The organism is Nocardia sp. NPDC003345, assembly GCF_053589395.1.
Genome location: NZ_JBSFRU010000063.1, coordinates 1 through 22,827 on the forward strand (window position 1 = coordinate 1; position 22,827 = coordinate 22,827).

A 22,827-nucleotide genomic window follows, 5' to 3' on the forward strand; every position below is an offset into this window, starting at 1 on the left:
TGGGTCGTCGACAGGGTCGCGTCGAGTTCGCTGCTGAGCGAGTCCAGCGCGACGTTCACGATCGTCGTATCGAGAACCACCATGATCATGCCGGACACGATCACCAGCCCGGTGACGATGACGCCGCGGTCGAGCCGGTCCGATACGTGGTCGGTGGGGGAGCCCATGGGCACCGACGATAGCCAGCACAGCGGCCGAACCGATGGATGCCGACGCGACTTAGCGGGTCGGATCGGTCGTCGGCACCCCCAGTTGGCTTTACATAAAGATTACTCACTTGACATGATGTAAGCGAATATGGGACGGTTCATCGGGACAGCGTGACCACGGTCACCGTGTCCGGACTGCGGGCCCGGAGCCGGAGGCGCCATCGGAGCGCGAGGCCGACGCCCGGAACACATCGGCGTGGATACGCCGGAATCGAAAGGAATTGCCTGTGGACGGCGATCGGTCTGCCGCGCGCACCGTGAACACGGTGCTCGGCCCAGTTCCCGCGGATGAGCTCGGTGTCGTCGCTGTGCACGAGGCCCTGCTGTCGGTGGTTCCCGGGGCGGAGTACGCCTTCGATATCCCGTTCGACCGCGCCGAGATCTTCGAATCGCTCGCCGCGGAACTACTGGACTTCCGTGAACAGGGCGGCGGCACGATCGTCGACAGCTTCGGAATGTTCCACGGGCGCGACGTGCGCCTGTACGAATCGCTGTCCCGGGCCACCGGCGTCCATATCGTCGCGTCCACCGGTATGGGCCCGGAGGAACTGCTCGGCGGCTACTTCCGCACCCCGCAGACCGACCCGCCCACGCCGTGGCCGGCGGACAGATTCGCGGAGCTGTTCACCGCGGAGATCACCCAGGGCATGGTGGTGCCGCGCGTAGAGCGGCGCGGTGCCGCGGGGCTGGTCGCCGTCACCGCGACCCGGGCGGGAATGACAGCGACCGACGAAAGCCTGTTCCGGGGTGCCGCGCGGGCCGCGCTGGAAACCGGAGTGCCGCTGTCGATCCGCTACGGCGCCGCGGCCGCGCCCGACCTCGAGGTCGTACTCGACGAAGAACTACCGGCCGGCCGGGTGGTCGTCGGTGGGCTCGACCGCGCGGACGCGCTGGCCACCGGTGCCGCGCACGAGGTCGCGCGTCGCGGTGCCTATGTGGCGCTCGACCATATCGGAACCGAGGGCGACGGGCCTGTCGGTGACAGCGATCGAGCGGCGCTGGTGCTCGATCTGGCCGAGGCAGGGCACCTGGATCGGATCCTGTTGTCCGGTAACGCGACCGGGGTCGCGAAGGGAGGTCCGGCTCGCGGTACCGCCTTCGGGTACGTCCTGTCGGTGTTCGTCCCGCGGCTCCGGGCCGCAGGACTCGGCGAGGCCGATATCGCGCGGATCCTCGTGGACAACCCGCGTGAACTGCTGTCGGTCCGCTGAACCCGGAAACGTCTCATTCCGTTGTCGAAGGTGAGTGGTGTGTCGAAAGTGAACACGGTGCTGGGCGCGATCCCGGCCGAAGAATTGGGATTCGTGGCCGTCCACGAGCACATCGGGTACGGCATGCCCGGATCCGAACTGGATACGACATGGTGGAAGAGCCCGGAGCAGCGGTACGCGGAGACGGTGCCGAAACTGCGGCAATTCCACGAGTACGGCGGCGGGACATTCGTCGATGTCACCGGGATCTGCAACGGCCGCGATATCGATTACTACCGGTCGCTGTCGGCCAAGACCGGCGTGCACATCGTGGCCTGCACCGGATTCGTCGGCGGTGATACCGCGCTGCCCTATTTCGAGCGGGCCACCGTCGACTACCTGACCCGGCAGTTCGTCCACGAGATCACCGTCGGTATCGGGGGCACCGGCGGCCGCGCCGGGGTCATCAAGGTCGGGGTGAGCCGCGGCGGCCGGATGACCGAGCTGGACAAGCGCATCTACCGGGCGGCGGCCCGGGCCGCGCTGACCACCGGCGTGCCCATCCTGACCCATCTGGCGATCGACGCCGAGAACGCGATCGCGATCTTCCACGAGGAAGGTCTCCCGCTGGACCGGGTGCTGTTCGGGCACGCCGACGACGGCGTGAACGCGGAGAAGACCCGCGACACCTGGATCGCCGAACAGGGCGGCCGGGTCGGATTCGACACCTTCGGCTACGAGACCGAGCTTGCCGATCCCCCGTTCTGGGCCAGGCCGCGCAAGGAGCGCCTGGATCACTTCCTGCGCTTCCTCGGTCAGGGACATCTCGGCAAGGCACTCGCCTCCGCCGATGCCAACTGCAGTCCGCTGGGCTGGCCCGGGGTCGAGGGTCACACCGTGAACTACCTGTTCGAAGACCTCATCCCCGATCTCCGGGCGGCCGGTGTCGACGAGGCCACCATCACCACGCTGTTCGTGGACAACCCCGCCGATTTCCTGGCCATCCAGGCCTGAGCCGCCCCGGCGCGGATGCCGCGCCCGTCGAAAGAGAAGAACCATGCAAGCCTCGGACCTGTCGAAACTGAAGATCGCGATCGTCGGCGCGGGCTACGCCGGTGCGGCGGCCGCGAAGGCACTGAGCGCGCTCGGCGCGGATATCGGAGTGTTCGAACGGGCCACCGCGGTCCGGGAGGTCGGTGCCGGAATCGGCCTGCGGCCCGCCACGATGCAGCGATTCCGGCAGTGGGGGATCTTCGATGCCGTCGCATCGGTGAGCTCGCCCAGCGACTACTTCGAGATCCGCACCGCCGCCGGCGAGCACATCATGCGCGAAGAATGGCCGGGGGTACACGAATTCGGCGAGCCGACCCGGACCCATCTCATCCACCGCGGCGACTTCATCGACGCGCTGCTGGGTGTGCTGCCCGCGGGTATGGTGCGGCTCGGTCACACCCTGGAAACGGTCGAGGATCGCGGTGCCCGTTCCGTACTGACGTTCACCAACGGAAAGACCGTCGAAGCCGATCTGGTGGTCGGTGCGGACGGCATCAAATCCGTGGTGCGCCGGCAGCTCTTCAGCGCCGCGGAGCCGGTGTTCTCCGGTGAGCACGCCTACCGGGCCGTGATCCCGGCCGCCGCCGCGTATGGATTGGTCGTCGACGACAACCTCCGGATGTATATCGGCCGGGGGACGAAGGTCTATCTCCTGCCGCTGCGGCACCGCGGCCAGGTGTCGTTCGATATCACCGCCCTGTCCCCGGACCCCACCTGGGCGCCGGAGGTGACCTCGGACGATATCGCCGCCACCGTCCGCGGCTTCGACGAGCGGATCGTGACCATCGCGCGTGAACTCGACCGCGACGCGGTGAATGTGCGCGCCGTCTACGACATCGACCCGATCGCCACCTGGCATTCCGACTCCGTGGTGCTGGTGGGCGATGCGGCGCATTCGATGCTGCACCACCAGGGCCAGGGTGCGAACTCGGCGATCCTGGACGCCGGAGCCCTCGCCGACGCGCTGCGTGCGGCCGATTCGGTGCCGGCGGCGTTGGAGATCTATCAGGCGATCCGGAAACCGGTCACCGATGAACTGCAGCGCATCTCACGGCAGGGCTGGACCGAGGACGAGGTCGAGGAGGTCTTTCCCGGCCAGCGGACCACCGTACGGTCCGCCGCGGAATAAGGAGTCACCGATATGCCACTGCATCCCGAGATCGCCCGCGTTATAGCGGAATCGCCGGTGCCGCCCGAGGGACCGCCGGATCCGGCCGCGCTGCGCGCCGCCGAAGCGGCCCGGGTCCCGCCGGTCGAGGAGCGCCTGCCGTTGCACGCGGTCGAGGATATGGTCGCGCCGACCGCGGCCGGTGCGGTCCCGATCCGGATCTACACACCGGATGAGGCGGTTTCCTACGGAATCCTCGTCTACCTCCACGGCGGTGCCTTCTTCCTCGGCAGCCTCGACACCCACGACCACATCGCCCGGGAACTGGCGAAGGAGACCGGTTACCGGGTGGTCTCGGTCGGCTACCGCCGGGCGCCCGAAGCCGCGTATCCCGCGGGTCTGCGGGATTGCTACGGGGTTGTCCGCTGGATCGCGGACAATGCCGCGCGACTGCGCTGGAACGGTATCGCGCTCGGGCTGGCCGGTGACAGCTCGGGCGGTGGGATGGTCGCCTCGGTAACGGCGCTGGCCCACGACGACGGCTTCGGCGGCATCACCCGTCAGATCCTGTTCTATCCGTCCCTCGACCTGGACTTCGACCCGGAACGCTATCGGTCCATGCGGGAGAACGCGCGTGGATACGGCCTGGAGACCGCCGCGCTGAAACCCTTCAACTCCTTCTATACCGGCAGTGGCGCCGACCCGGCCGACCCGCTCGTCTCGCCGATCGCCCGCGCCGATCTCACCGGCCTGCCGCCCGCGCTGATCGTCACCGCCGAATTCGACCCGATGCGTGACGAGGGCGAACTCTACGGTGCGCGGCTGCGGCAGGCGGGGGTACCGGTGACCGTGGTTCGTTACCCGGGCGCGAACCACGGTTTCGTGCAGAACTTCTCGTGGCTGCCCGAATACCGCACGGTGTACCGGGAAGCCGCGGCATTCCTGGAACGCGGGGATATCCGATGAACGGCGAGGTGCGGATCCATCCGCTCTTCTCGCCGTGGGGCCGGTTCGGCCTCTACAGTTTCTTCATCGATGCGCCCGAACCCGCCATCGTCGACACCGGTATCGCCTCGTCCCCCGCGGCGGGGATGGCACCGGCGCTGGCGGATCTCGGACGCGATATCGCCGACGTGCGCTGGATTCTGCTGACCCACGGCCATATCGATCATATCGGCGGGGCGCATGCTCTGTGGGAATCGACCGGCAGGCGCGCGAAAGTCGTGATCCACGAGGCCGACGCGCCCATGCTGCGGTCGCGGCGCGCCCATATCGACGAATACCTCACCGGCCGCGGACAGTACCTCGACGCCCGGGCCGGTGTGGACGCACAGACCCGGGCGGCGAACGCGGTCATCTCGGGCGAGATGGAGCCCTCGATGCGGGTTCGAGGTGGTGAGACCCTGGGCCTGGGGGGCGGTATCACGGTGTCCGTGCACCATCTGCCGGGCCACACGCCGGGTTCGGTGGCCTATGTGCTGGATGGGCAGAACGACGTGTTCGCCGGCGACGCCGTGCAGATTCACGGCGCCGCCAACGGCTTCCCGGGCTTCCGCGATCCGGACGGCTATCGCGCGAGCGTGCGATACCTGCGTGACGAGATCCGGCCCCGGCGGCTGTACCTGGGGCATCCGTACCGCCGCGCGAACGGCGAGCCGCTCGGCGTCGAACTCGACAGCGAGCGGGCACGCGAGGCGCTGGACGAGAGCCTCGAGATCGAAGGCCGGCTGCGGGCGGCCGCGCACCGGTGCCTGTGCGCGGGGCTGCCCGTCACGGATTCGGTCTACTCGCCGTTCGCGAGCGCCGCCGCGGAACTGGGATACGACGGCGATCCCACCCTCGAACCGTCGCCGTTCTTCACCTCGATGCACGGCTATCGCACGCGCTTCGGTGATAAGCACTGATACAGAACAGGAGTCGCAGCCCCATGGCCGAGTTCGCCACTTTCGACGCCGGTGGTCAGACCATCCACATCCGTAAGGATCTGCGGATACCGATGCGCGACGGGATCGAACTCGTCGCCGACGCGTACCACGGGGATTCCGATATCCCGCGACCCGCGCTGGTCGCGTTGAGCCCCTACGGCAAGGAGTTGCAGGCGCTCGCGCTGACCACCCCGCCGCAGCGCAGGCCCAGCCCGATGTGGGACGGCTGTATCGAGGCCGGTGACATCGCCCGCGTCGTCGGCGAGGGATACGTGCACGTGATCGGTGACCTGCGTGGGTCCGGCGGATCCGAGGGCGACCATATCGGCAACTACAACGCGGGCGGGGTCTCGCTGGGGCGCGACGCCTACGACTTCATCGAATGGGTCGCCGGGCAGCCCTGGTGTGACGGCAATGTCGGCATGATCGGTATCTCCTATTTCGGGTCCGTGCAGGTGCTGGCCGCGGCCGAACGCCCCCCGCATCTGAGGGCCATCTTCGTATCCGGTGGCCATTACGACTTCTACGAGACCACCTACCACGGTGGCATCATGTGGTTCATGCCCCGGGCCGCGCGAGAGGGGCGCGGCGGCGATTCCGGATGGGCGTTCACCGACGCGGTGAAATCCCGGATGCTGGAAACCTTCTCGGCAGACGAGGTCCGCCGGCGCGTGGCCGCCCGGCTCGCGGATCCCGACGTGGCCGCGTGGCCCAATCTGGTGCACGTACTCCACTACCCGAAGCATCACGAGGCCTGGTTCGACATCGTGATGAACGAGCTGGACGGCGAATGGTACGAGGAACGCAATCCCGTCACGCTCGCCCCGAATATCGATATTCCGGTCTACCTGCAGATCGATCAGGGCCGCGGCTGGACGGTGGACGGCACCATAGAGCTCTTCACCCGGCTGCGGGGACCGAAGAAACTGGCGATCGGCGCGTATCCGCCCATGCAATCGCGGCCCTTCGTCGAAGAGCACGACACGATGTTGCGCTGGTACGACTACTGGATCAAGGGTATCGACAACGGCATCATGGACGAACCGGCCATCTCGGTCTTCGTCGAGGGCTCCCGGGAACGCGTGACCGCGGATCAGTGGCCACCCAGGGAGATCGGGTACCGGGCCCTGTATCTGCGGCCGCGCGGCCGGCTCACCCCCGACCCCGAACCGATGGATGCCCGTTACGCCGCGCCCGACGGGTTCTATCAGGCGCCGCTGACCGTCACCGACGAGGTGGAGATCCTGCGCTGGTCCACCTCGCCGTTCGAGGAGCCGGCCGAACTGATCGGCACCGGCGCCGCGCATCTGTTCGCCGAGATCGACCAGGAGGATACAAATTTCATCCTGCGGCTGTGGGACGAGAACCCGCAGGGCGGCCGACAGCTGCTCACCTCGGGATACCTCAAGGCCTCCCACCGCGAGCTGGATCCGCGTACCACCGAGGGCGACCCCTATCATCCGCATACCCGGGCGGTCCCGGTCGAGCCCGGGACGGTCCAGGAGTACGTGGTGCGCCTCTACCCCTTCGCCGCGACCCTGCGGCCGGGCCACCGGGTGACGGCCGAACTGTCCTGCAACGAGCCGTTGCAGGACGCGCACAACGCGCTGCTGCCACCCGACGCCTTCCATCTGCCGGTGGGCCGCCCCGTCACCCACAAGATCTACCGGGATGCCGGGCACCCGTCCCGGCTCGTCCTGCCCTTCACCTCGGGAGTGCCCGGCGGGCCGCGATGAGCGGTGTCGGGCCCCGTGGGCGGGACCGGATATGTAACCTGTGATTCTTGTCAGTTCGAGGATTGTGCGTTCGCGCGGTCCGGTGACGTGCATTACATGATCGCAGCTGTCAATCCACGTTGCTTGGCGGGGTCCGACGCACTCGTCCTATTCATGCGGTTTGCAGGTGAAGGCGGCATTCGGCCCGCCCGGGGTCGCCAAACCATAGACAACTGTCTGGTACAGCTGATAAGTTAATCACAGTTCTTCGACCTCTGGAGGACGCGATTTCACCGTGTCGGGGCGGTGATCGAACTCAACGAGGAGTGGCCAGATGGATGGATTGAGCAGGCGGGACGCATTGCGGGCCGGTGGGGTCGCCGGTGCCGCGGGTGCTTTGGTGTTGGCGGGAGCGTCGGCGGGCCGGGCGCAGCCGTGGTCCTGGTCGCCGCAGGGGTCGGTGGCCGGCAGTGGGGCCGGAGCCGACCCGATGGGTGTGTGGGACCCCGAAGCCGACCAGTTGGTGGCCTCGATCCTGGATCGGGGCGAGGCCGGGCGCGTCAACGATCTGCTGCGCACCTGGACCCGCAACGGCCAGCCGCTGCCGGCGGGCCTGCCCCAGGACCTGCGCGATTTCATGGAGTACGCCCGGCAGATGCCGTCCTGGGCGGACAACGCCAAGCTCGCGACCGCGGTCGACTTCAACAAGAAGCGCGGCCTCTACCTCGGTGTCCTCTACGGCCTGGCCAGCGGAATGATGAGCACGGTCATTCCGAAGGAGGCGCGGTCGGTCTATTACTCCAAGGGCGGCCAGGATCTGAAGGACCGGATCTCCAAGACCGCGAAACTCGGCTACGACATCGGCAACGGCAATGCCTACGGGCCCGATGGCGAAATGGTCGTGACCTGTGTGAAGACGCGTCTGGTGCATGCCGCGGTGCGGCATCTGCTGCCGCAGTCGCCGCACTGGGTGGGCTCGGCCGACGAGGACATCCCCATCAGCCAGAACGACATCATGGTGACCTGGCACAGCCTGCCCACCACCGTGATGCGCCATCTCACCGCGTGGAAGGTGCCGATCCCGGCGCACGAGTCGGAGGCCTTCCTGCATTCGTGGCAGGTCGCCGCGCATATGCTCGGCGTCCGGGACGAATACATCCCCAACTCGTGGGACCAGGCGAACGCGCAGGCGGCCCAGGTGCTGGACCCGATCCTGATGCCGACGCCGGAGGGTGTGAAGCTCGCCGACCGGCTGCTGCGACTGGGCACCAACCTCGATCTGGCGATCCTGAGCAAGGGCGTACTCGGTTCCTTCACCCGCTTCCTGCTCGGCGACAATATCGCCGACGGGCTGGCGATCCCGCGGGAGCCGGTCTGGGATCCGCTGCTCCGGTTCAGCTGGGGCCCGTTCATCGCCGTCCGCGAAGGCATGCTGACCCTCGCGCCGCCGATGCAGGAGGCGTACTGGCTCTTCGACGAGTTCCTGCGTCAGTTCGCCCTCTGGTACCTGGCCGAACTCCGGATGCCGATCAGCATCGAACTGCCCACGGCGAACCGGGATATGAGCCAACCCCCGCGCTGACCCGCTGCGCCCGGCACCGGGAACCCGGACTCGGGTTCCCGGTGCCGGTGCTGCCCTGCCGGTACGAAACACCTACGGCTTCGCGGGCCCGGGTCCGGCCGGGCCGCGGATCCCGCCGCGGCGCCCGATTACCCGGAACGTCCGGCGATGCCGCGCGCCCGGCCGCGGCCTCGGGCCCGCAGTCCGGCGCACAAGCCTTCGAATGAACCTCCGGCACCGGATATCCGGCCGCCGGACGAGCCGGAGTACCGATGTTCACACGATGGAAGATCACCGCCGCCTGCCTGCTCGCCCTGATGTCCACCGGGGTGGGGGTCCGCGCCGGGGATGCCGGAGCACAACCGCAGTCCTGCCCGGACCTGTACGTAGTAGCGGTCCCCGGCACCTGGGAGACCTCCCATTCCAACCCCGGCAAGGGCATGCTGGCCCTGATCGCCGATGATCTGCCCGGCAACGTGCGGGTCGACTACGTCCGCTACGCCGCCACCGCCTTTCCCTGGGAGGGAGAGGTCTACGGGCGGTCGAAGGGGGAGGCACTCGCCGGAGCGCGCGGCCTGGTCGCCGGGATGGCGCAGAGCTGCCCGGCCACCGGCTTCGCGGTCCTCGGCTACAGCCAGGGCGCCGACGCGGCCGGCGATCTGGCCGCGGAGATCGGCACCGGGCTGGGGGTGGTGCCCGCACACCGCGTCGTCCTGGTCGGGCTGATCGCCGATCCGCGCCGCTCACCCACCGACGTCCTCATCGGCCCACCGGTACCGGGTGCGGGAGCTGCCGGCCCGCGCCTGGGCGGGTTCGGCCTACTGTCCCCGCTCACCTACACCTTCTGTGCGACCGGGGATCTCTACTGCACGATGCCCGATAGTGATATCGCCGGGCGCATAGCCGGTTTCGCGGTGCAGTTGTCCAACCCCGACCCGGCCGCCGTCGGCTCCTATCAGCAGCAGATGGCCGATATCTTCGGTGACGCGCTGGAGGCCGGCGGTCTGGGATCGCTGACCGACGAACTCACCCCCTCGGCCTACCAGCAACGACGGCAGCAGATCGGGGACTTCCTGAAATCCGGTGCGCACCAGAGCTACCCGAGCTACCCCATCGACCCGAGTGGCGCCACACCGCTGACCTGGCTGCGTCAACGCCTCGTCGCGGCCATCCGTTCGTGAATGCGGGATCGCATCGACAATGCACGTCCTCTCCGGATCCGTAGTCCGAGGATGAGAGATTGAACCGATGATCCCCATGACTCTGACCGAGATCGCCGTGGCCGCCGGAGGTCGTCTCGACGCGGTCGGTGACCCCGACGCCCCGGTGACCGCGCCCGTCGCGATCGATTCCCGCGAGGTCGAGGCGGGCGGACTGTTCGCCTGCCTGCCGGGAGACCGGGTCGACGGACACGACTTCGCGGCGCAGGCTGTCGGTTCCGGGGCGGTCGCGGTGCTGGCCACCCGGCCGACCGGGGTGCCGACGGTCGTCGTCGACGATGTGGTGACCGCGATGACCGAGATGGCCCGCACTGTCGCCGCCCGCTACACCGGCACGGTGCTGGCGATCACCGGTTCGGCGGGAAAGACCTCCACCAAGGACCTGCTCACCCAGATCCTGGCCCGCCACGGCCGGGTCGTCGCGACGCAGCGCTCGTTCAACAACGAGATCGGCTTCCCCCACACCGTGCTGCGGGCTCGACCCGATACCGATTTCCTGGTCTTGGAAATGGGCGCCCGCGGCAAAGGCCATATCGAGCACCTGACCACGATCGTGCGCCCGTCGGTCGCGGCGGTTCTGGGCATCGGGACCGCGCACGTGGGCGAGTTCGGCACCAAAGAGGCCATCGCCGTGGCCAAACGGGAGATCATCGAGGCACTCGATACGGCCGGGACCGCGGTCCTCAACGCCGACGACCCGCTGGTCGCGGCAATGGCCGGCCATACCGCCGGCCGGGTGCTGTGGTTCGGCACCGGCGCGGACGCCGACGTGCGCGCCGAGGACATCGTGGTCGACACCGCGGCGCGGGCCGGGTTCACCCTGCGTCATGGCACCGATACCGCGGCGGTGGCATTGCGGGTGGTCGGTGAACATCATCTCGTCAACGCTTTGGCCGCCGCCGCACTCGCCTTGGTCGTGGGAGTGCCTTTGGCCGTGGTGGCCCAGGCTCTGAGTGAAGCCACGCCGACTTCGGGGGCTCGCATGGAGGTCACCGAATGCCCCGATGGGGTCACCGTCATCAACGACGCGTTCAACGCGAGTCCCGAGAGCGTCAGCGCGGCACTGCGCTCGCTCGCGACCATCGCCGCCACCGGCCGTCCCTCGGTCGCGGTACTCGGTGAGATGCGTGAACTGGGCGAGACGGCGGCATCCGTGCACGCCGAGATCGGCCGCTACACCGCCGAACTGGGTATCGACACACTGATCGCGGTCGGCGGCGTGTACGCCGAGGCCATGGCCGCCGCGGCCCGCGCCGCCGGGACCGCGCGGACGGCTCACGTCGAATCCAATGGCGAAGCACTGGAGTTGCTGCGCGACCATCGAAGTGACGGCCAGGTCATCTTGGTCAAGGGCGCCCACTCGACCCGGTTGTTCGACACCGCCGCCGAACTGATCAGCACGGCCTTTCCGCGCGCAGTGGTGTCGCGCCGATGAATTGGTCGATCAGTTCGGCTGTGCGCGCGGGCTGATCCTCGGCTACCCAGGTCAGCGAGTCGGCAATCGATTCGAGGCGGGCGTCCGGAAAGTCTGTGGCGAGCCGTTTCGCGTGCTCGAACGGGAAGAAGCGGTCCTGTTCGGCCCACGCGACGAGAACCGGAAGTCCGGCCGACCGGAAACGTGCGGCGGCATCGATCGTGTACTTGTTGTCCACCGCGCGCAGAAATTTGAGACCGTCTCGAAGGACCCCGGGATCGTGTGTGAGTCCGTGCAGGTAGTGGTCGATCAACTCGCCGCTGATCGGGTTGTGGGTCAGGCCGCCGAATCCCAGCCGCGAGCGTGCGCAGGTGTGGCGAACCGTGGTGCGCCGCAGGACTCGGCCCGTCAATGTCCCTGCCCCCGGAATCCGCGCCATCGAGCACAGATAGCGGAACAGTGGTGGCGGGAAGTTCTCGTAGGCATCGCACGGGGTCAGTACCAGTCTGGCGATTCGTTCGGGCCGGTGCGTCACGACGAGCTGGGAGAGCATTCCACCCCCGTCGTTGCCGACCAGGGTCACATCGGAGAGGCCGAGCGTCTCGATGACATCCGCCACGGTGTAGGCGATTCCCAGCGGGGTCAGGTCCGCGTCGGGAGCCATCGGAATCCGGTGTCCTCCGAAAGGCCAGTCGACAGTGATACACCGGTACGAACCGGCCAGTAGTGGAACGACTTTCCGCCATGCGGCCGCGTTGGCGTACAGGCCGTGAACGAACATCACCGGCTCACCCTGTCCGCGTTCGAAGCTTCGGATGGTGCCCTGCGGCAGGTGCACGGCGTTCGATTCGCCGAGTTCGGTGACAACGCTCATCACGGGTTCCTTTCGGATGGCGCGGGAGAGCGCCCGTCGGTAATTCGGTCGGGACGGCCGGGAAGCGCCACGAGAGGGTCACACCTACCCGTGTTCCGTCGCCGTTGTGCTGTGCAAGCATGGCGGGCGCTGGTGAGTGTCCGCTTCCAGAAACGTGCTGTCCGGCGGCAATGCGGCGCCGATACGTTCCGGATGGCGGCGAACGGCCGTCCACCGCTGCCGGGGTAGCGGCCGGATCGCGTAATGTGACCCGTGGTTCCGGTAGCTGGACGCCGGATCGACGGCTTCGAGGTCGGGGTTTCCGTTACCCGCTCCGATGCCGGGCGGCCTTTCTCTCCGGTAATCGTCTTGCTAGGTGATCGAACGCTCGACGATTTCCCGAAGTATCTCCTCATCACCTACCGGAATAACTACTCCGGTTGATACCGTAGTTCGGGTGAATTCACCCCATCGCGTCAATAGAGGGCCCGCGGCGGCCGCGGAGAACCGCGCCGCCATCCTGATGGCCGCGCGCCGGGTGTTCTCCAGATGCGGCGCGGCGGCCCCGATGTCGTCCATCTCGACCGCCGCCGGTGTGAGTCCGGCCGTGCTGTACCGGCACTTCCCGGGCCGGGAAGCTCTGATCCAGGCGGTCTTCGACGAGGATATCCAGGTATTGGAGCGCATCGCCGCACGCCCGGACTGCACGCTCGAGGACCTGCTCGCCGCCATGTTCGATCAGCTGGTCGAGTGCACTGCCTTCGTGTCCACCCTTCGTCCCGACCGTGTCGACCCCGCCCACGTCGCTGCGGAATCGCGGGTGCGGGCACTGCTCGCCGCCAAATTGGCCGACGGGGCGAATACCTTCCGTCCCGGTACCACCCCCGACGATCTACTGCTCGCGGTCGGGCTGGTCGCGGCGCTGCTCACCAAAACCGCCGCATCCAGGCGGCGAGCGGTCGCCGACGAATCATGGAAATTGATTCAGTGCGGGTTGAAAGGCGAGAATTGTTGACCCGTCGAAATTCCGGCCCGGAACATGTGATTTCACAGGTTATATCCAGCCGCCACGATAAGTAACCGAAGGTTCCCAGATTCTGCTGCGCGCCGATCGACGGGTGGGCAGGGTGGCGGGAGGGTGATCGGTTGTGGGGGAGAGCACGTCCGGGGTCGACAAGCCCGAGCGGGTGCCCTAACCTTCTATCTAGCCGATCGGCTAGATAGCCTGCGTTCGCCCGCAGGACCCGGGAACCCGGGCCGCCGACGCCGATCCGAGTGAATCGAGGTGCGATGCAGGCGCTTGCCGATACCGGGCGATCGAAATCCGATACCGATCTCGAGATCCAATCGATCTGCGTGTGGACCGGCCCAGCGGCCGGAGTGGTCCTGATCATCGCGTTCGCCGCCTTCCCCGGTTTCTTTCCACCGCTGTCCCCGGAGCTGCCGGCGCAGCAGGTCGCGGACTTCTATGCCGATCATCGGGCGGCGATCCGGTTCAGCATGATCACCTTCAATCTCTGTGGAATCATGCTCATTCCGTTCTTCATGGTCATAGTGGCGCAGCTGAAACGTATGGCCGGGCAGAGCCACGTCTTCGCCTATTGCTACCTGACCGCGACGGTGAGCGGTGCGACCATTTTCGCCCTGGCCGATATCTTCTATCTGGTGGCCGCTTTCCGGCCCGGCCGCTCTCCGGAACTCGTGCTGCTGCTCAACGATATGGCCTGGATCATCTTCATCGCGCCGGTGGGCATCCTGGTCGCGCAGAATCTGCTGCTGGCCGCGGCGATCTATTTCGATACCGGGGAGCGGAGGATATTCCCGCGCTGGGTGGGGCATATCGCGGTCGGCACCGCGGTCGCGATGGCCCCGGCCACCGCGGCGGCGGTGGTCACCAGTGGCCCGCTGGCCTGGGACGGCGCTATCTCGTTCTGGCTGCGCAACGGCGCGTTCGCGGTGTTCGTCGCGGTGATGTTCATCGTCTTGCGGTCGACTCTGCGCAGGCAGGCCGGTGCGGCGGCGCCGCGATGAGAATGTCGATACCCGCACCGGGCACACCGGCGGACCGGGCCATACGGAAGACTGTGCGACCGGCCGGGAAAAGAGATGTCTGGCTGTGCTTCGCGATAGTGCCCGTGTTCTATACCGCCTTCGGCCTGATCTTCGTGCTGCTCGCCCGGGTCATGCCGCCGCCCCGGCCGGATACGGACCCGGGATATATCGCGGAATTCTTCGATACGCATTCCCTCACCATCAAAATAGGTTTCGCCGTACTCCTGCTCATCGTCGGCGGCGCGGGGGTATCGAACGGGATCGTCGTGTACCACATGAAGCGGATGTCGGCGGGCTCGGTGGGCGCCTACATCTATTTGGCCGGTATGGCCGTCGGTGCCCTGCCCGGATGCCTGCTGGTGGCGTTCTGCTTCCTGGTCGCGGTGTTCCGCGAAGACCGCGACCCCGAACTCCTGGCGCTGCTCTACGATCTCGGTCTGCTCTCCTACGTGGGATCGCTCGGTTGTTTCGTCACCGCGTATTTCGGATTCGCCCTGGCGATCTTCTACGACCGCAACGAGATCTTCCCGAAATGGCTGGGATACGTGACCATCTGGCAGATCGTCACCGAAGTACTGGCCACGCCGGTGTTCGTCTCCACTGCCGGTCCGTTCGCCTGGAACGGGTCGATCTCGTTCTGGATGGGCACCGTCGTCTTCGGGTTCTGGTTGATGTGTGTCATCACCTTCCTGCGCAAGGCCGGGCAGATGCAGCCCGCCGACGAAGCCCCGCTGCCATGAACCGCGCCGCCGCGACCGGCCCGCACGAGAGGTGTTCGCGATGACCGAGATCGACCACGCCGCGACCACCGATACCGAACCCGGCGAGCCCGCCGCCGAGCGCCGGAACCCGCTGCCCGGTGACGGGCACATGTGGGTGATGGTGCTCGGCGACCTGCTGATATTCGGCGCGTACTTCGTCATCTTCATGGTGCACCGCGCCATGGCCCCGCGGGAATTCCTGGCCGCCCAGCAATACCTGAACCTCGACCTGGGCACCCTCAACACGCTGGTGCTGCTCACCAGTTCGTGGTTCGTCGCCCGCAGCGTGCACGCGACCCGGGCGGGAGCGTTCGACCGGGCGCTGCGCCTGATCTACGCGGGCGCCGGGCTCGGGGTGGCATTCATGGGGATCAAGGCCTACGAATGGTTCACCGAAGCAACCGGCGGCCATACGTTCTCCGCGAGCGAATTCTTCACCTTCTATTACATGCTCACCGGGATCCACCTGTTCCATGTCGCCCTGGGACTGCTGATCCTCGCGGTCGTGGTCCGGGAACTGCGTGACCCGCGGCGCCGGCGCACGACGGTTGCGGAATCCGGGGCGGTCTACTGGCATATGGTCGATCTGCTGTGGATCGTCATCTTCGCCCTGCTCTACGTGATGAGGTGAATCAGCATGACCCGATTCGTGACTGAGCGGGCCACCACCGTGGTGTGGCTACTGCTCTGCGCCGTCACCCTGCTGTCCTGGGTACTCGCCCCGGGACACGGCGATGCACCGGTTTCGGCCAGTATCCCGATCACGACCGCGGTCGTCGCGCTGGGGGCGCTGAAAGGCCGTTTGATCATCGGATACTTCATGGAGGTCCGCGCCGCGCCGCGCCGGCTGCGGATCGCCACCGATCTGTGGCTGGTCGTGCTGTGGGGCACGGTCCTCGGAATCTACCTGTGGTAGCGCCGGGCCTTCACCCACCGCGCTCGTAGAACCGGCGCACTGTGCCGACGGTATCGGCCTCGGCGGGTGTTTTGTCGTCGCGATATCGCACCACGCGGGCGAACCGGAGTGCCATACCGCCGGGATAGCGGGTGGAGCTCTGAACCCCGTCGAAGGCGATCTCGACGACCTGTTCCGGTCGCAGCCGCACCACATATCCGTCGGTCGGGCCGTCGGCGATCTCGGTGAAGCGGCGGGTCTGCCACTCCAGCATCGCGTCGGTCATCCCTTTGAAGGTCTTGCCCAGCATCACGAACTCGCCGGTGTCGGGATCGCGGGCGCCCAGGTGGATATTCGACAGTTTGCCGGTGCGCCGGCCCGAACCCCATTCGACGGCGAGAACAACCAGGTCCAGGGTGTGCACGGGTTTGACCTTGAGCCAGCCTGCCCCGCGGCGCCCGGCCTCGTAGGGCGCCGACGGTGATTTGGCCATCACGCCCTCGTGCCCGGCGGCCAGGGTGCGGTCCAGGAACTCCTGTGCCGCTGCGGCGTCGGCAGTCACCAGACGGTCGACCCGCCGGTCGGCGGGAACGAGGGTGTCGAGGGCGGCGAGCCGCTCCCGGGCCGGCAGATCCAGCAGATCCCTGCCGTCCAGATGCAGCAGGTCGAAGAAGAATACCGAAAGCGGCTCCAGATCGGCCGGATCGCGACGGCCGAACCGGGCGGCGGTGACCTGGAAGCGATCCGGCCGGCCGTCGGGGCGTAACGCGATGGCCTCCGCGTCGGCGATCAGATCGGTGGCCGGTAGGGCGAGAGTGGCCGCCACGACCTCGGGCAACCGGCCGGTGACCTCGTCGAGGCTCCGGGTGAAGATCGAGACCTCGGCACCCGCGCGGTGGATCTGCACCCGGGCGCCGTCGAGTTTTGCCTCGAGAACTGCGGTGCCACCGAGCCGCCGCAGCGCGTCGGCGACGCCGTCGGCGGTCTGGGCGAGCATGGGGCCCACCGGACGCCCGGCCCGAAGCCGGAACTCGGCCAGCGCGGGCCGTCCGCCGGTGAGGGCGGCGGCCGCGACGGCGGGCGGGGCGCCGGCCAGCATGGCCGCGCGTCGTACTTCGGCGGCGGGAATGCCGGATGCCTCGGCGATCGCGTCGGTGAGCACTCCGGCCAGGGCGCCCTGGCGCAATTCGCCGCTGAGCAGCCGGCGGAGAAAGACCTGTTCGGGTTCGGACGCGGTGGCGAACAGGTCGTGCAGCAGTCTGGCGCGCGCCGCGCGCGACCCCTTTCCGGCGACCGCGCCGATCCGGGTGAACGCGGTGTCCACGTCGGCGACGGTGAGCGTCGCGGTGGGCGCCGGTGGCGGTAGCGACCGCAGCGCCGCCCAGCCCACGCCGATCTGGCGTTGCGGGAGTTCCCCCGACAGCCAGGACGCGACCACCGTGACCAGCCGGGCATCGCCGGGTTCGGCGACGCGTTCGAGCAGTGCGGCGAGGTGGCCGGTTTTCGCCAGCCGCGCCGACGTCGCCGCGACCTCGGCGGATGTGGCGGCGACCGCGGCGAACAGCATGGCACCAGCCTGGCATGCGCCGCTGCCCCGGGCAACGACCGCGACCGGGCCACCGGTGGATATGGTCGATCGGTGGGTCCGCTGCGAGGGAGTCGAAAGTAATGGTGACAGGTATGTCCGCTGCTGCGGTACCGGAATGGTTCACGGCGGCCGTCGCGGCGGTACCGGAGCATCGCGAGACGGAATGCGCCGGGAGTCCGATCCACCTGCGCTGCTGGGGTCCGGCCGGCGGCCCCGGCGTCGTTCTGGTGCACGGCGGTTCGGCGCATTCGGGCTGGTGGGATCACATCGCACCGCTGCTCGCCACCACATATCGGGTGGTAGCGCTCGATCTGTCCGGCCACGGCGACAGCGCCGTACGTTCGGCCTACCCGCTGGACGGGTGGGCGGACGAGGTCATGGCGGCGGCCGGGGCCGGGGGCATAGCGGGCCGGCCGTACATCGTCGGGCACAGTATGGGTGGAGTGGTGACCGCGGCGGTCGGCGCCCGGCACGGAGATTCGGTCGCGGGTCTGGTGATCATCGACTCCCCGATGTTCCGGGAGCCGCCCGAGGAGACGATCATCCGGCAACTCGCTCGCAAGCCGAAGGCATACCCGACCAGGGACGAGATCTGCGCCCGCTTCCGCACCGAACCCGCGCAGGACACCGTACTGCCCTATGTGGCCCGGCATGTGGCGGAGGAATCGGTGCGTCGCACCGAGGACGGGTGGATCTGGAAATTCGATCCCGATATGTTCCGCAAACGGCTCGAACAGGAGCGCGTCGATGTCCCCGGCCTGCTGCGGGCAGTGGATACCCGTGCGCTGTATATCCGGTGCGAGCTCGGTCTGGTCGAGCGCGGGACGGCGGCGGAGATAGCGGGGTCGTTCAAACATCCGGCGACGGTCGTCGAATTGGCCGCCGCCGGTCACCATCCGATGATGGATCAGCCGCTGCCGCTGGTCGCGACGCTGCGCACGGCTCTCGCCCAGTGGGATTCGAGATAGGAGAAGCGCGCCGGAGGCCAACGTCCGCCACCCTCCGGCGATGGTGATCCAGATCACATAGAGGTGCTGTCACGTTCGGTGCGCCTGTTCTGTCCAATCCTCGACCCCGCCCACCGAGACCGCAGGAGAACGCCATGAACGCCACCGGAAACCGCCATATCGTAGTCTTGGGCGCCGGCTACGCCGGAATGCTCGCCACCGAGCGGCTGGCCCACCGGACTCGCAAGCTGAACGTGCGGATCACATTGGTCAACCCGTCGGACCGGTTCACCGAGCGGCTGCGTATGCACCAGGTCGCCGCCGGGCAGTCGCTGGCCGACCACCGGATCCCCGAACTGCTCGGGCGGACCGGAGTCGAATTCCGCCGGGCCAGGGCCACCGCCATCGACCCCGTCGCGCGTCGCGTGACGCTCGACGACGGCATCGTCCTCGCCTACGACACCCTGATCTACGCCCTCGGAAGTGCCACGGATACCTCGAGGGTGCCCGGCGCGGCCGACAACGCCTGGACGCTGAACGATCCGCGCCGGGCCCGCCGCTTCTCGCAACATCTGACCGAACTCGCAGGCCGCGGCGGTGCCGTCACGGTGGTCGGCGGCGGTCTCACCGGTATCGAGGCGGCCACCGAGATCGCCGAAGGACATCCGGGCCTCACCGTTACGCTGATCGCCTCGGCCGAGCCCGGTGCGATGATGGGCGTGCGCGCCCGCGCCCATCTGAACCGGGCGCTGGACCGGCTGGGCGTCGTCCGCAAGGTCGGGGTTCAGGTGGCGAAGGTACTGCCCGACGGGGTCCGGATGGCCGACAGCGAGGTGGTGGCGTCGGATCTCACGCTCTGGACGGCCGGGGTGCGGGTACCGGCGCTGGCGGCGGCATCGGGAATCGCCACCGATCCGGGCGGTTCGGTGCTCACCGATGCCACCCTGCGATCGGTATCGCATCCCGATATCTACGCGATCGGCGACGCGGCGGCGGTGGAGATGGCCTGGGGCCGGATCCACGGGACCTGTCAGAGCGGCCTGCCCACCGCCGCCTATGTCGCCGATGCCGTCACTCGGCGGCTGCGTGACAAGAAGGTCGCGCCCTTCCGGTTCGGCTACTTCCATCAGCCGGTGAGCCTGGGCCGCCGCGACGCCGTCATCCAGTTCACGCACGCCGACGACAGTCCGCGGCGCTGGTACCTGAAGGGGCGCGCCGCGGTCTTCTACAAGGAGACCGTCAGTGGCAGCCCGGTACCGATGTTCCGGCTGAGTAGGAAGATGAACGTCTCGGTCACGCTGTCCAAAGGTGGACGCGCGACCGAGAGCGCTGTATGACCATCGCGGGGACGGGGTCCCGTCACCGCGTCCCGGGCGGCCGCCGCGTCGCTGATGCCGGCGCGGCGGGCTCCCGGACCGCCGATATCCGTGTACGGAAAGCGTGAGGTCATGTCATACGACAAGGAAGAACCCGGCCCCTCGGCGCCGTCCGGCGTGGACCCCTTCGCCGAACACCGGCGCCTGCTTTTCGGTACCGCCTACCGGATGCTGGGCAGCGTCGCCGATACCGAGGACGTGCTGCAGGATGCCTGGCTGAAATGGCACGAGATCGACCGGGCCGCGGTGACACATCCGAAGGCGTACCTGGTGCGCACCGTGACCAACCTGTCGCTGAACCGGCTCACTCGCGCCGCGGCCACCCGTGAGACCTACCTCGGCCCCTGGCTTCCCGAACCCGTACTCACCACACCGAATGCCGCCGAGGAGACCGAGATGGCCGACAATATCTCGACCGCCATGCTGGTCGTGATGGAAACCCTGAGCCCGGTCGAACGCGCGGTATTCGTACTCCGTGAGGTGTTCGGATACTCCCACGCCGAGATCGCCGGGTATATCGACAAGCCCGAGGTCACCGTCCGTCAGATCGCCCATCGCGCCCGCAATCACGTCCGGTCCCGGCGGCCGCGTCACGATGCCGATATCGTCCGGCGCCGGCAGGTCACGCAGCAGTTCCTGGACGCCGCCCACGGCGGTGACGTCAACGCGCTGATGGAACTACTCGCCCCGGACGTGACCTTGTGGAACGACGGCGGCGGTAAGGTCACCGCGGCCCGGCGGCCGCTGTACGGGCCGGACCACGTCGCCCGCTGGATGCTCGGCGCCATGGCGAAGCCCGGCTCGGCGGGAGCCCGGCTGGTGCCGGCCACGATCAACGGCGAACTCGGCCTGCTGGTCGTGCTGGGCGACCGAGCCGTGGGTGCCATGACCTACGACCTGCTCGACAGCCGTATCCAGAACCTCCGATTCCAGGTCAACCCCGAGAAACTCGGTGGACTGAGTGGCTGGGCCGCTGCGGCGGAACGGCACCGTGGCACCGATGACCGGTAACTGCCTCCGGCCGGCCGAGCGGCGGTGCCGCGGCGGCCGGTGCGACGCACGACGGTCGAAACTCGGTACCGATATCCGGCACCCCCGATCAAGATGGTGGTATGGACGGCACCACGTCACGCTGAGAAAAATGACGCCCGAGCAGTTCGACGACGCCACCGCGCACCGTGAACTGGAAGCGGTTCGCGAACTCACTCGTTTCATGTCGGAGGACCTGGCACGGAAGAAGGTTCGCGAGGGTGCGGCGCTCTATCTCCCGGACGGTCTCGATACCCCGGGACATCAACTCCTGGTCGCGCACGGTTCGGCGGAACAGGCCGTCGGTGACCTCTGGATCGGCCCCGACCCGAACGCGGCGACCGGCACCGAGCGGGCCGCGTGGCTCTACGACATCTACGTATTCGAACCCTTCCGCCGCCGCGGCTACGGATCCGCCATCCTCACCGCGGCGGAGGAACTGCTCACCGCACAAGGTGCGACCCGGCTCGGATTGAATGTCAACGGTGACAACGCGGCAGCCATCGCGCTCTACCGCAGCCGGGGCTACACCGTGTCCTCCATGTACCTGGACAAGGCCTTGCGGCCTTGAGCACCGGCCCAGCGGGCGAAATAACGTCCACAGTTCGATCGCGTGCTATCCGACCGACATGTTCCGCACGGTGCAGAGAATTTTCTGAACCGAGGAACCGATTGCCGGGTTGTGCCGTCCAAAGTGTGTACGAACGAGATCCGGACCCGGTCCGGATTCCGAGACCGAGAAGAGGATTTACGTGATGAAGCGCACCGCTTATGGTTTCGCGATGAGCGTCCTGGTCACCGGCGCAATGGCCGGTGCTGTCTGGACCGCCGGTACCGCTGCTGCCCAGGGCGGCGGCATGTCGTACCAGGAGTGCATGACCACGGGCAAGGACAGCTTCCGGCAGATGTATGGCAAGGAAGCCGTCTGCGTCGAAGACGGGTATGGCACCTACAAATTGGAGCCCGACGTCGGGCAGTAGCGACTCGGGAGCCGATCGCCTGGTGTCGGCAACCGGCGCCGTCTGCCCACCTGGGCGGGCGGCGCCGGTCGGGCTCGTGGCCGCGGCGAGCGCGCACCGGCTCACCCCGGTCGAATCCTTTCGAGCCACTTGGACGCGCGTTCGCTCTCCGGGTTCTCTCGCGACATGACGCCCCCAGTTTACGACTCTATGTAGTAGACGTGCCGCTTTTCGAGTAGCGTCTGGTTTCATGGATTTCGTCTACAACGTCGTGGTCGTCACCCACCTGCTCGGTATGGCGGCCGTGGTCGGTGGCTGGGCCGCCGGACGGCCGGTGGTCAACGAGGTGATGGTCTGGGGTGCGCGTGCGCAGATCATCAGCGGAGTGGTCCTGGTGGGGATGGCCGAATCGCTGTCCTCGCTCGACAAGGACCTGAATATGGTCAAGATCGGAATCAAACTCGTCATCTCGGTGCTCGTCGCCGCGTTCGCGGAAATGGCGCGGTCCGATGCCAAACGGGGCAAGGAGCCGGTGGCGTGGATGTCGGATGCCGCGGGTGGGCTGGCGATCGTGAATGTGCTGATCGCGGCGCTCTGGGTGTAGTGACGCGCTAGTGGGACAGAACGCCCGCCACGGGCCGGTGTGGCCTGCGGCGGGCGTTGTCGTGTGACCGTTCAGGTGCGGGCCGAACCTGCCCGCAGGGTCGCTTCTTCGTCGAGTTCGGCCAGATCGTCCGGAACCCGGGGCTGCGCCAGGCCCGCGTCGCCGCCCGGCAGTCCCACGTCCCCGGTCCGCTCGGCCGCCGCTTCGGTTTCCGCGTCGGACTCGATATCGATCGTCCGGCGCAGCGGCCGGTTGGGCAGCAGGGCCGCGGCGATGAGCGCGACCACCGTCGCGCCGGCGGCGATCAGGAAGATCCGCCCGGTGGCGTCGCCGTAGGAGAAGCGCACGATCTCGGCGATCGGCGCGGG

General features: G+C 67.8%; 22 protein-coding genes and 1 pseudogene. 20 read left to right on the top strand and 3 right to left on the bottom strand.

Annotated elements, in window-relative coordinates; all coding sequences use genetic code 11:
- The first annotated feature begins 436 nt into the window (after positions 1–436).
- The 9 genes from ACWDU1_RS10290 to ACWDU1_RS10330 all read left to right on the top strand — a co-directional run bounded on the left by ACWDU1_RS10290 (position 437) and on the right by ACWDU1_RS10330 (position 11,416).
- Positions 437–1,420 carry a phosphotriesterase family protein gene (locus tag ACWDU1_RS10290; RefSeq protein ID WP_449997375.1) on the top strand — a complete coding sequence of 328 codons (984 nt, stop codon included), beginning with the start codon at positions 437–439 and terminating at the stop codon, positions 1,418–1,420.
- A gap of 39 nt (positions 1,421–1,459) precedes the next feature.
- A complete protein-coding gene (locus tag ACWDU1_RS10295) occupies positions 1,460–2,413 on the top strand; it encodes a phosphotriesterase family protein (RefSeq protein WP_449997377.1) in 954 nt (317 codons plus the stop codon).
- A gap of 43 nt (positions 2,414–2,456) precedes the next feature.
- On the top strand, positions 2,457–3,581 hold the full coding sequence (locus tag ACWDU1_RS10300) for an FAD-dependent oxidoreductase (protein WP_449997378.1): 1,125 nt from the start codon (positions 2,457–2,459) through the stop codon (positions 3,579–3,581).
- Between the two features lie 12 nt (positions 3,582–3,593).
- Positions 3,594–4,526, top strand: a complete 933-nt coding sequence (locus ACWDU1_RS10305) for an alpha/beta hydrolase (protein ID WP_449997379.1) — start codon at positions 3,594–3,596, stop codon at positions 4,524–4,526.
- Positions 4,523–5,464 (top strand): MBL fold metallo-hydrolase, encoded by a 942-nt coding sequence (locus tag ACWDU1_RS10310; protein ID WP_449997381.1) that lies wholly within the window; start codon positions 4,523–4,525, stop codon positions 5,462–5,464. The genes ACWDU1_RS10305 and ACWDU1_RS10310 overlap by 4 nt, the downstream gene beginning before the upstream one ends.
- Positions 5,465–5,487: 23 nt before the next feature.
- Positions 5,488–7,221: a CocE/NonD family hydrolase gene (locus ACWDU1_RS10315; RefSeq protein ID WP_449997383.1), complete on the top strand. Its 1,734-nt coding sequence runs from the start codon at positions 5,488–5,490 to the stop codon at positions 7,219–7,221.
- A 313-nt stretch (positions 7,222–7,534) separates the two neighbouring features.
- The gene (locus ACWDU1_RS10320; protein ID WP_449997384.1) at positions 7,535–8,782 is read left to right on the top strand and encodes an oxygenase MpaB family protein; all 1,248 of its coding nucleotides are present in this window, start codon (positions 7,535–7,537) and stop codon (positions 8,780–8,782) included.
- A gap of 251 nt (positions 8,783–9,033) precedes the next feature.
- Entirely contained in the window at positions 9,034–9,942 is a 909-nt protein-coding gene (locus ACWDU1_RS10325) for a cutinase family protein (RefSeq protein ID WP_449997386.1), read from the top strand.
- A gap of 67 nt (positions 9,943–10,009) precedes the next feature.
- A complete protein-coding gene (locus ACWDU1_RS10330; RefSeq protein ID WP_449997387.1) occupies positions 10,010–11,416 on the top strand; it encodes a UDP-N-acetylmuramoyl-tripeptide--D-alanyl-D-alanine ligase in 1,407 nt (468 codons plus the stop codon).
- On the opposite strand, the gene ACWDU1_RS10335 is transcribed toward ACWDU1_RS10330, so the two are convergent.
- Positions 11,376–12,269 carry an alpha/beta fold hydrolase gene (locus tag ACWDU1_RS10335; RefSeq protein ID WP_449997389.1) on the bottom strand — a complete coding sequence of 298 codons (894 nt, stop codon included), beginning with the start codon at positions 12,267–12,269 and terminating at the stop codon, positions 11,376–11,378. The genes ACWDU1_RS10330 and ACWDU1_RS10335 overlap by 41 nt on opposite strands.
- A gap of 436 nt (positions 12,270–12,705) precedes the next feature.
- Here ACWDU1_RS10335 and ACWDU1_RS10340 point away from each other — a divergent pair, with 436 nt between their 5' ends.
- The 5 genes from ACWDU1_RS10340 to ACWDU1_RS10360 all read left to right on the top strand — a co-directional run bounded on the left by ACWDU1_RS10340 (position 12,706) and on the right by ACWDU1_RS10360 (position 15,977).
- Positions 12,706–13,263, top strand: coding sequence for a TetR/AcrR family transcriptional regulator (locus ACWDU1_RS10340; protein ID WP_449997390.1), 558 nt, complete (start codon positions 12,706–12,708; stop codon positions 13,261–13,263).
- Between the two features lie 275 nt (positions 13,264–13,538).
- Positions 13,539–14,279 (top strand): hypothetical protein, encoded by a 741-nt coding sequence (locus ACWDU1_RS10345; RefSeq protein ID WP_449997391.1) that lies wholly within the window; start codon positions 13,539–13,541, stop codon positions 14,277–14,279.
- A 2-nt stretch (positions 14,280–14,281) separates the two neighbouring features.
- Entirely contained in the window at positions 14,282–15,040 is a 759-nt protein-coding gene (locus ACWDU1_RS10350) for a hypothetical protein (RefSeq protein ID WP_449997408.1), read from the top strand.
- Between the two features lie 40 nt (positions 15,041–15,080).
- Complete coding sequence (locus tag ACWDU1_RS10355) at positions 15,081–15,692, top strand: cytochrome c oxidase subunit 3 (RefSeq protein WP_449997393.1); 612 nt, start codon at positions 15,081–15,083, stop codon at positions 15,690–15,692.
- Between the two features lie 6 nt (positions 15,693–15,698).
- Positions 15,699–15,977 carry a cytochrome C oxidase subunit IV family protein gene (locus ACWDU1_RS10360; protein ID WP_449997395.1) on the top strand — a complete coding sequence of 93 codons (279 nt, stop codon included), beginning with the start codon at positions 15,699–15,701 and terminating at the stop codon, positions 15,975–15,977.
- Between the two features lie 10 nt (positions 15,978–15,987).
- Here the strand turns inward: ACWDU1_RS10360 and ACWDU1_RS10365 are convergent, their stop codons facing one another.
- A complete protein-coding gene (locus ACWDU1_RS10365; RefSeq protein ID WP_449997396.1) occupies positions 15,988–17,523 on the bottom strand; it encodes an ATP-dependent DNA ligase in 1,536 nt (511 codons plus the stop codon).
- Positions 17,524–17,636: 113 nt separating this feature from the next.
- On the opposite strand from ACWDU1_RS10365, the gene ACWDU1_RS10370 reads away from it, so the two are divergent.
- The 6 genes from ACWDU1_RS10370 (at position 17,637) to ACWDU1_RS10395 (ending at position 22,459) form a co-directional block, all read left to right on the top strand.
- Positions 17,637–18,512, top strand: coding sequence for an alpha/beta fold hydrolase (locus ACWDU1_RS10370; protein ID WP_449997397.1), 876 nt, complete (start codon positions 17,637–17,639; stop codon positions 18,510–18,512).
- A gap of 134 nt (positions 18,513–18,646) precedes the next feature.
- A complete protein-coding gene (locus ACWDU1_RS10375) occupies positions 18,647–19,828 on the top strand; it encodes an NAD(P)/FAD-dependent oxidoreductase (RefSeq protein ID WP_449997399.1) in 1,182 nt (393 codons plus the stop codon).
- A gap of 111 nt (positions 19,829–19,939) precedes the next feature.
- Positions 19,940–20,878, top strand: coding sequence for an RNA polymerase sigma-70 factor (locus tag ACWDU1_RS10380; protein ID WP_449997401.1), 939 nt, complete (start codon positions 19,940–19,942; stop codon positions 20,876–20,878).
- A 130-nt stretch (positions 20,879–21,008) separates the two neighbouring features.
- Complete coding sequence (locus ACWDU1_RS10385; protein WP_449997403.1) at positions 21,009–21,467, top strand: GNAT family N-acetyltransferase; 459 nt, start codon at positions 21,009–21,011, stop codon at positions 21,465–21,467.
- A 184-nt stretch (positions 21,468–21,651) separates the two neighbouring features.
- Positions 21,652–21,876, top strand: coding sequence for a hypothetical protein (locus ACWDU1_RS10390; protein WP_449997404.1), 225 nt, complete (start codon positions 21,652–21,654; stop codon positions 21,874–21,876).
- A 229-nt stretch (positions 21,877–22,105) separates the two neighbouring features.
- A complete protein-coding gene (locus ACWDU1_RS10395; RefSeq protein WP_449997406.1) occupies positions 22,106–22,459 on the top strand; it encodes a hypothetical protein in 354 nt (117 codons plus the stop codon).
- 71 nt (positions 22,460–22,530) lie between these two features.
- On the opposite strand, the pseudogene ACWDU1_RS10400 reads toward ACWDU1_RS10395, so the two are convergent.
- Positions 22,531–22,827, bottom strand: a pseudogene (locus ACWDU1_RS10400) (hypothetical protein); the annotation flags it as partial.